Origin of the sequence: Micromonospora sp. NPDC048930, assembly GCF_043197935.1 — a bacterium.
GTDB lineage: Bacteria > Actinomycetota > Actinomycetes > Mycobacteriales > Micromonosporaceae > Micromonospora.
In genome coordinates this window covers 50,968-59,233 of record NZ_JBICUB010000026.1, presented here as the reverse complement: position 1 = coordinate 59,233, position 8,266 = coordinate 50,968, and the positions used below count along the sequence as shown (strand labels likewise).

6 protein-coding genes are annotated in these 8,266 nt (G+C 69.5%); all 6 read left to right on the top strand.

Annotated elements, in window-relative coordinates:
- Positions 1-183 precede the first annotated feature (183 nt).
- The 6 genes from mmsA to araA all read left to right on the top strand — a co-directional run bounded on the left by mmsA (position 184) and on the right by araA (position 8,096).
- The gene (mmsA, locus tag ACGFI9_RS35590) at positions 184-1,716 is read left to right on the top strand and encodes a multiple monosaccharide ABC transporter ATP-binding protein (RefSeq protein WP_393185214.1); all 1,533 of its coding nucleotides are present in this window, start codon (positions 184-186) and stop codon (positions 1,714-1,716) included.
- Positions 1,717-1,720: 4 nt separating this feature from the next.
- Positions 1,721-2,995 (top strand): multiple monosaccharide ABC transporter permease, encoded by a 1,275-nt coding sequence (gene mmsB, locus ACGFI9_RS35585; RefSeq protein WP_393185212.1) that lies wholly within the window; start codon positions 1,721-1,723, stop codon positions 2,993-2,995.
- A gap of 89 nt (positions 2,996-3,084) precedes the next feature.
- Complete coding sequence (locus tag ACGFI9_RS35580) at positions 3,085-4,098, top strand: LacI family DNA-binding transcriptional regulator (protein WP_393185210.1); 1,014 nt, start codon at positions 3,085-3,087, stop codon at positions 4,096-4,098.
- 40 nt (positions 4,099-4,138) lie between these two features.
- The gene (gene araB, locus ACGFI9_RS35575; protein WP_393185208.1) at positions 4,139-5,908 is read left to right on the top strand and encodes a ribulokinase; all 1,770 of its coding nucleotides are present in this window, start codon (positions 4,139-4,141) and stop codon (positions 5,906-5,908) included.
- Positions 5,905-6,600, top strand: coding sequence for an L-ribulose-5-phosphate 4-epimerase (locus ACGFI9_RS35570; RefSeq protein WP_393185206.1), 696 nt, complete (start codon positions 5,905-5,907; stop codon positions 6,598-6,600). The genes araB and ACGFI9_RS35570 overlap by 4 nt, the downstream gene beginning before the upstream one ends.
- Positions 6,597-8,096 (top strand): L-arabinose isomerase, encoded by a 1,500-nt coding sequence (gene araA / locus ACGFI9_RS35565; protein ID WP_393185204.1) that lies wholly within the window; start codon positions 6,597-6,599, stop codon positions 8,094-8,096. Before ACGFI9_RS35570 ends, araA begins: the two co-directional genes overlap by 4 nt.
- Positions 8,097-8,266 lie beyond the last annotated feature (170 nt).

The window sequence follows — 8,266 nt, the reverse complement described above, 5'->3', positions numbered from 1 at the left end:
CGTCTACCATTACCCACCCGGTGCTCTAATAAAACAAAAAAAAAAATATTTTTCCGGACAACAGGGGAAACACCCCGGTGGCCCCGCAAATTTTGGCCGGGGGGCCCCCCCCCGGCCCCCCCCCGGCCGGGCCCCGCGCCCGGCGTGGCCGGGTGGATCGATCAGGGGGAGAAGGAGGACACCTTGACCGAGGTGATTCTGCAGATGCGCGACATCACCAAGACGTTCCCGGGGGTCACCGCCCTCAAAGACGTCAACCTCACGGTACGACGTGGGGAGATCCACGCGATCTGCGGTGAGAACGGCGCCGGCAAGTCGACGCTGATGAAGGTGCTGTCGGGGGTCTACCCGCACGGCTCGTACACCGGAGAGATCTTCTTCGACGGCCAGCCGGTCCAGTTCTCCGACATCCGCCACAGCGAGCGCCTCGGCATCGTGATCATCCATCAGGAGCTGGCGCTCTGCCCGAACCTGTCGATCGAGGAGAACATCTTCCTCGGCAACGAGCGCGCTCCGCGCGGCGTCATCGACTGGAACCGCACCCACGCGGAGGCTGCCGCGCTGCTGGAGCGCGTCGGGTTGCGGGAGCACCCGGCCACGCTCGCGTCGGACATCGGCGTAGGCAAGCAGCAGTTGGTCGAGATCGCCAAGGCGCTGTCGAAGCAGGTTCGGCTGCTCATTCTCGACGAGCCGACCGCCGCGCTCAACGACGAGGACTCCGCGCACCTGCTGGATCTGCTCCGCGAGCTGCGGGAGCAGGGCATCACGTGCGTGATCATCTCGCACAAGCTGAACGAGATCGAGGCGATCGCCGATTCCACCACGATCCTGCGCGACGGCCGCACGATCGAGACGCTGGACATGAAGAACGACGCCGTCACCGAAGACCGCATCATCTCCGGCATGGTCGGCCGGGACCTGGAGCACCGGTTCCCCGAGCACGAGCCGACGATCGGCGAAGAGGTGCTGCGGATCGAGGACTGGACGGTGCACAGCCCCACCCAGCACGGGCGGGTCGTGGTCTCCGGGGCCAACCTCACCCTGCGCCGGGGCGAGATCGTGGGGCTGGCCGGGCTGATGGGCGCCGGCCGCACCGAACTCGCGATGAGCGTCTTCGGCCGCAGCTACGGCATCGGCATCTCCGGCCGGATCTTCAAGGACGGCCGTGAGATCCAGCTGAAGACAGTGGGCGACGCGATCAAACACGGCATCGCGTACGCGACGGAGGATCGCAAGCGCTACGGCCTGAACCTGATCGACGACATCAAGCGCAACGTGTCGGCGGCCGCGCTGACCAAGCTGGCCACCCGGGGCTGGATCCACGAGAACGAGGAGTACCGGGTCGCCAACGAGTTCCGCACGAGCATGAACATCAAGGCGCCGAACGTCTCGGCGATCACCGGGAAGCTCAGTGGCGGCAACCAGCAGAAGGTCGTGCTGTCGAAGTGGATCTTTACCGACGCCGACGTGCTGATCCTCGACGAGCCGACGCGCGGCATCGACGTCGGCGCAAAGTACGAGATCTACTCGATCATCAACCAGATGGCGGACCAGGGCAAGGCCGTGCTCGTCATCTCCTCCGAGCTACCCGAGCTGCTGGGCATCTGTGACCGCATCTACGCGATGTCCGCCGGGCGGATCACCGGCCAGGTGAGCCGTGCCGAAGCGACGCCCGAGCGACTCATGCAGTTCATGACCAAGGTGAAGGAGCAGTAGTCAGATGACCAGCGTCGGCCCCACGACCGGCCCGAGCACCGCCGTGCCGGCGGCGATCGCGAGCGATCTCGCGGCGCCCGCCGCACCGGACCGGTTCTCCGGCCGGCTCTTCTCGGCGAACCTGCGCCAGAACGGCATCTACCTTGCGTTCGCGTTCATCATCGCGCTGTTCTCCATCCTCACCCACGGGGACCTGCTCGCGCCGCAGAACATCTCCAACCTGGTGGTGCAGAACTCCTACATCCTGATTCTCGCGATCGGGATGATCCTGATCATCATCGCCGGCCACATCGACCTGTCGGCCGGTTCGGTCGTCGCCGTCACCGGTGCGATATCGGCCGTGCTCATGGTGAACAACCACATGCCCTGGCCGCTGGCCATCGTCATCACGCTGATCGCCGGGGCGGCCATCGGCGCCTGGCAGGGATACTGGGTTGCGTACTTCGGGATCCCCGCGTTCATCGTGACGCTCGCCGGCATGCTGGTCTTCCGGGCGCTGACCCTCACCGTGCTGGGCAACCAGGGGATCGGCCCGTTCCCGGACGAGGTCCGCACGATCGCCAACGGCTTCATGCCGACGTACCTGGGCAACATCGGTCTCGGCCCGCTGGACGGGGCCGACCTGTTCACCCTCCTGATCGGACTTGCCTTCATCGCCGGCATCGTGGTGACGCACTGGCGCAGCCGGACCGGCCGGGCGCGGTACGGCCAGTCGGTCGAGCCGCTGCCGTTGTTCATCGCGAAGATGGCGGTGGCCGCGGCGGTCGTCATGTTCGTCATCGTGCAGCTGGCCCGGTTCAAGAACCTGCCCTGGGTGCTCGTCCTCCTCGCCGTGCTGGTGCTGGCGTACTCACTGCTCACCAACCGCGCGGTGTTCGGCCGTCACATCTACGCCATCGGTGGGAACCTCAACGCCGCCACCCTGTCCGGTATCAAGGTCAAGTCGGTCACGTTCTGGTTGTTCGTCAACATGGGCGTACTCGGTGCGGTGGCCGGCATCGTCTTCGCCGGGCGGCTCAATCAGGCCGGGCCCACCGCGGGCAACAGTTTCGAGCTGGACGCGATCGCGGCGGCGTTCATCGGTGGCGCGGCCGTCCAAGGTGGTGTCGGCAAGGTGGTCGGCGCGATCACCGGCGGCCTCATCATGGGCGTCATCAACAACGGCATGTCCCTCATCGGCGCCCCGAGCGAGCAGGTGATGCTCTTCAAGGGCCTGGTGCTGCTGGCCGCGGTGGCCTTCGACGTCTTCACCAAGCGCCGTGCGGGGACCGCGCGATGAGCCGGGCGACGGGTTGACGTGGACCGGGTGAAGATCGCCAATTCGCGTGGCGGGACCCACGGACGGGGCAGGAACAGGGAGGGGGCCCGATGACAGTCCAGCAGCCGCCGGTCATGGCGGACGTCGCCCGGCTGGCCGGGGTCTCCCACCAGACCGTCTCCCGTGTCCTCCACGACCATCCCAACGTCCGGGCCGAGACCCGCAGCCGGGTGCTCGCGGCGATCGCGGAGCTGGGCTACCGGCCGAACTCCGCCGCCCGCACGCTGGTCACTCGTAAATCGCAGACGCTCGGCGTGATCAGCTTCGACACCACCCTCTACGGCCCGGCGTCGATGCTCTATGGCATCGAGCAGGCAGCCCGGGCGGCGGACTACTTCGTCAGTATCGCCAGTCTCCAGTCGATAGACCGGTACACCCTGCTGGAGGCGGTCGGCCGGCTGCGGGACCAGGCCGTCGAGGGCATCGTGGTGATCGCCCCGCAGATCGCGGTGGCCGGCGCCCTGGAGCAGGCCGCGGCCGGCATACCCCTGGTGGGGGCGGCCAGCGGGATCACCGAGGGCGTGCCGACCGTCGGGATCGATCAGCGCGCGGGCGCCGTGCTGGCCACCCGCCATCTGCTGGACCTCGGCCACCGCACCGTCCACCATGTGGCGGGGCCGACGGACTGGTTCGACGGGATCGGCCGGATGCAGGGATGGCGCCAGGAGTTGGAGCGGGCCGGGGCGCCGGTGCCCGAGCCGGTTTCGGGCGACTGGAGCTGTCGCTCCGGCTACCTGGCCGGCCGGCGGCTCGCGGCCGACCCGACCGTGACCGCGGTCTTCTGCGCCAACGACCACATGGCGCTCGGCCTGCTTCGCGCGATGCACGAGGCGGGCCGGCAGGTGCCCGGCGACGTCAGCGTCATCGGGTTCGACGACATCCCCGAGGCCTCCTACTTCATGCCGCCGTTGACCACGGTCCGTCAGGACTTCGGGGAGCTCGGCCGGCGATCCCTGCAACTGCTCGTCGACCGGCTCTCGGCAGGTGGGTCGGGCGTGTCGGGACATGTCGTCGTCGCACCGAACCTGGTCGTGCGCGGCAGCGCGTACGAGCCGCGCAGCTGAACCCGTCCCATCTGTACCTCACAGCGGAGTCAAGCCAGAGATGGATGTTAACGTTAACGACGGCGATCAGTACGTCATCGGCGTAGACTTCGGCACTCTGTCCGGCCGGGCGGTCGTCGTCCGCGTCGCCGACGGCGCCGAGCTCGGCGCCGCCGTGCACGAGTACGCCCACGGCGTCATCGACCGCGAGCTTCCGGGCACCGCCCTACGGCTGCCGCCGGACTGGGCGCTGCAGTGCCCCGAGGACTGGCGGGAGGTGCTGCGCCGGGCGGTGCCAGCAGCGCTCGCCGCCAGCGGTGTCGACCCGGGGAAGGTCATCGGCATCGCCACCGATTTCACCGCCTGCACCGTGCTGCCGACGACCGCGGACGGCACCCCGCTCTGTGAGCTGCCCGACCTCGCCGGCCGACCGCACGCGTGGCCCAAGTTGTGGAAGCATCACGCCGCCCAGGGGCAGGCCGACCGCATCAACGCGGTGGCCCACGAACGCGGCGAGCCCTGGATCGGCCGCTACGGCGGCCGGATCTCCTCGGAATGGCAGTACGCCAAGGCGCTGCAGGTCCTTGAGGAGGACCCGGAGAGCTACGCGCGCTGCGCACGGTGGATCGAGGCCGCTGACTGGATCGTCTGGCAGTTGGCCGGAGTGGAGACCCGCAACACGTGCACGGCCGGCTACAAGGGCATCTACCAGGACGGCTCCTACCCGACGCCGGACTACCTGGCCGCCCTCGATCCGCGCTTCGCCGACTTCCCGGCCACCCGGCTCGAGCCGGCCGACGGGCGCGGCCTGTCGCCCCTGGGCTCGCGGGTCGGTGGGCTGACCGAGCAGGCGGCCGCCTGGACCGGCCTGCCGGCGGGAATCGCCGTCGCCGCCGGCAACGTGGACGCGCACGTCACCGCGCCCGCCGCTCGTGCCGTCGCCGACGGCCGGTTGCTGGCCATCATGGGCACCTCCACCTGTCACGTCCTCAACAGCGCGGTCCTCGCCGACGTCCCCGGAATCTGCGGCGTGGTCGACGGCGGTATCACCACCGGTGCCTACGGCTACGAGGCGGGTCAGAGCGCCGTCGGCGACATCTTCGCCTGGTGGCTGCGCACGGGTGTGCCGGCCGAGTACCACGCGGAGGCCGCCGGGCGCGGTGAGTCCCTGCACGAACTGCTCAGCCGCAAGTGCGCCGACCAGCCCGTCGGCGGACACGGCCTGGTGGCCCTGGACTGGATGGGTGGCAACCGCTCGGTGCTGGTCGACCACGACCTGTCCGGGATCATCGTCGGGCTGACCCTCGCCACGCGCCCGGAAGAGGTCTACCGGGCGCTGCTGGAGGCGACCGCCTTCGGTACGCGGGTGATCGTCGAGGCGTTCGAGAAGGCCGGGATCGCGATCACCGAGTTCATCGTCGCCGGCGGACTGAAGCAGAACGCACTACTCATGCAGATCTACGCCGATGTGCTGCGCCGCCCGGTCTCGGTCGCCACCTCCGACCAGGGGCCGGCGCTCGGTTCGGCGATCCACGCCGCCGTGGCCGCCGGGGCGTACGCCGATGTGCGCAGCGCCGCCGATGCCATGGGCAGCGTGCAAACGGCGGCATACACCCCCGACGACACCAGAGCCGACGTGTACGACCAGCTCTTCGCCGAGTACCAGCTGTTGCACGACACGTTCGGCGGCCAGGGCCTGCTGCACCGGTTGCGGCGCATCCGCAACACGGCCCTCGCCGGACCCCGCCCGATCCGGCGTGAGCCAGGTGGGCGGCGGAACGGCGCCGACACCTCAACGGGCGAGCCGAGTGCGGAAGGAGTGCTGCGATGACCGACCTGTTCGAGCGGGTCCTGCGGGTACGCGAGGAGGTGTGCAAGCTCCACGCGGAGCTGGTCCGTTACGGGCTGGTGGTGTGGACCGCGGGCAACGTGTCGGCCCGGGTACCCGGCAGCGACCTCATGGTGATCAAACCGTCGGGAGTGGACTATGACGGCCTGACACCTGCGGACATGGTGGTTTGCGATCTGAACGGGACCTTGGTGGAAGGAGACCTGCAGCCCTCCAGCGACACCGCGGCGCACGCCTACGTCTATCGCCATCGCCCGGATGTCGGCGGGGTGGTGCACACCCACTCCACGTACGCCAGCGCCTGGGCCGCCCGCGGCGAGCCGGTGCCCTGCGTGCTGACGGCGATGGCCGACGAATTCGGCGGTGAGATCCCGGTCGGCCCGTTCGCCCTCATCGGCGGCGACGACATCGGCCGTGGGATCGTCGAGACGCTCGACGGCCACCGCTCGCCAGCGGTGCTCATGCAGAGCCACGGCGTGTTCACCGTCGGCCGCACCGCGAGGGCCGCCGTCAAGGCGGCGGTGATGACCGAGGACGTGGCACGTACGGTCCACCTCGCCCGCGCCTACGGTGACCCGCCGCGTATCGCCGACAAGGACATCGACGCCCTGTACGACCGCTACCAGAACGTGTACGGCCAGCGATCCACGACGGATGGAGCGACCGCGAGATGACGACACCCGACTACCGCGTCTGGTTCCTCACCGGCAGCCAGGGGTTGTACGGAGAAGACACCCTGCGGCAGGTGGCCGAGCAGTCGCGGCAGATCGCCACCGCGCTCGGCGAGCGGCTGGCCGTCGAGGTGGTCTGGCAGCCGGTGCTGACCGACGCCCAGGCGATCCGCCGCGTGATGCTCGAAGCGAACTCCGACGACGCGTGCATCGGCGTGATCGCCTGGATGCACACCTTTTCCCCGGCGAAGATGTGGATCGCCGGGCTCGACGCGCTCCGCAAGCCACTGGTGCACCTGCACACCCAGGCCAATCTGGAGCTGCCCTGGGCGTCGATCGACATGGACTTCATGAACCTGAACCAGGCCGCGCACGGCGACCGGGAGTTCGGCTACATCCAGGCCCGCCTCGGCGTGCCGCGCAAGACCGTCTTCGGGCATGCCACCGACCCCTCGGTCGCCACTCGGATCGACGCGTGGACCCGGGCGGCGACCGGCGCCGCCCAACTGCGAACGCTGAAGCTGGCCCGCTTCGGCGACAACATGCGGGACGTCGCGGTCACCGAAGGCGACAAGGTCGAGGCGCAGCTGCGGTTCGGCGTCTCGGTGAACACCTACGGGGTCAACGACCTGGTCGCCGCCGTGGACGCCGTCGAGGACGCCCGCGTGTCGGAGCTGGTCAAGGAGTACGACGGCAGCTACCGCGTCGCGGCCGAGCTGCGTCCCGGCGGGGAGCGGCACGACTCGCTCCGCTACGCCGCCCGCATCGAGCTCGGCCTGCGCGACTTCCTCACCGCCGGGGGCTTCGGCGCCTTCACCACCAACTTCGAGGACCTGGGCGGCCTGCGGCAGCTGCCGGGCTTGGCGGTGCAGCGGCTGATGGCGGACGGCTACGGCTTCGGCGGTGAGGGCGACTGGAAGACGTCGGTCCTGCTGCGGACCCTCAAGACGGCGGCGGCTGGCCGGCCCGGCGGCACGTCCTTCATGGAGGACTACACCTACCACCTCGCCCCCGGCAACGAGCTGGCGCTCGGCGCACACATGCTGGAGATCTGCCCGTCCATCGCCGCCGGCACGCCCTCCTGCGAGATCCATCCGCTGTCGATCGGTGGCCGCGAGGACCCCGTCCGGCTCGTCTTCGACGCCCAGCCCGGCCCCGCACTCGTCGTCGGCCTGGCCGACATGGGCGACCGGTTCCGGCTGGTCGCCAACGAGATCGACGTCGTGCCGCCGCCGCAGCCGCTGCCGAAGCTGCCGGTCGCCCGGGCGGTCTGGCGCCCCCGTCCCGACCTGCGCACCTCCGCCGAGGCATGGCTGACCGCCGGCGCGCCGCACCATACCGTCTACTCCGCCGCCGTCGACGTCGAGATCCTCGCGGACCTGGCCGAGATGACCGGCGTCGAACTGCTCGTCATCGACGCCGGGACCGATCTGCGCGCGTTCGCCAAGGAGATCCGCTGGAACCAGGTGTACTACCGGCTGGCCGGAGGCCTCCGGTGACGAGCTCGCCGACGGCGAAGACGACGATCTGGACGGCTAGACTCCGGACCCGGCCGCCTTCAGCGCGGTGGCCAGGGATCTCGGCGTGTCCGGCGAGCAGGTCGCCTCGTGGACGACAGCCGGCTCAACGTGGCCGCTGCGAGGAACTCGGACGGCACGCCGTCCAGTAC

Excerpts from the sequence above, each read along its gene's own strand:
- mmsB (WP_393185212.1), top strand. The coding sequence starts at position 1,721 with ATGACCAGCGTCGGCCCCACGACCGGCCCGAGCACCGCCGTGCCGGCG.
- ACGFI9_RS35580 (WP_393185210.1), top strand. The coding sequence starts at position 3,085 with ATGACAGTCCAGCAGCCGCCGGTCATGGCGGACGTCGCCCGGCTGGCC.
- araB (WP_393185208.1), top strand. The coding sequence starts at position 4,139 with ATGGATGTTAACGTTAACGACGGCGATCAGTACGTCATCGGCGTAGAC.
- ACGFI9_RS35570 (WP_393185206.1), top strand. The coding sequence starts at position 5,905 with ATGACCGACCTGTTCGAGCGGGTCCTGCGGGTACGCGAGGAGGTGTGC.
- araA (WP_393185204.1), top strand. The coding sequence starts at position 6,597 with ATGACGACACCCGACTACCGCGTCTGGTTCCTCACCGGCAGCCAGGGG.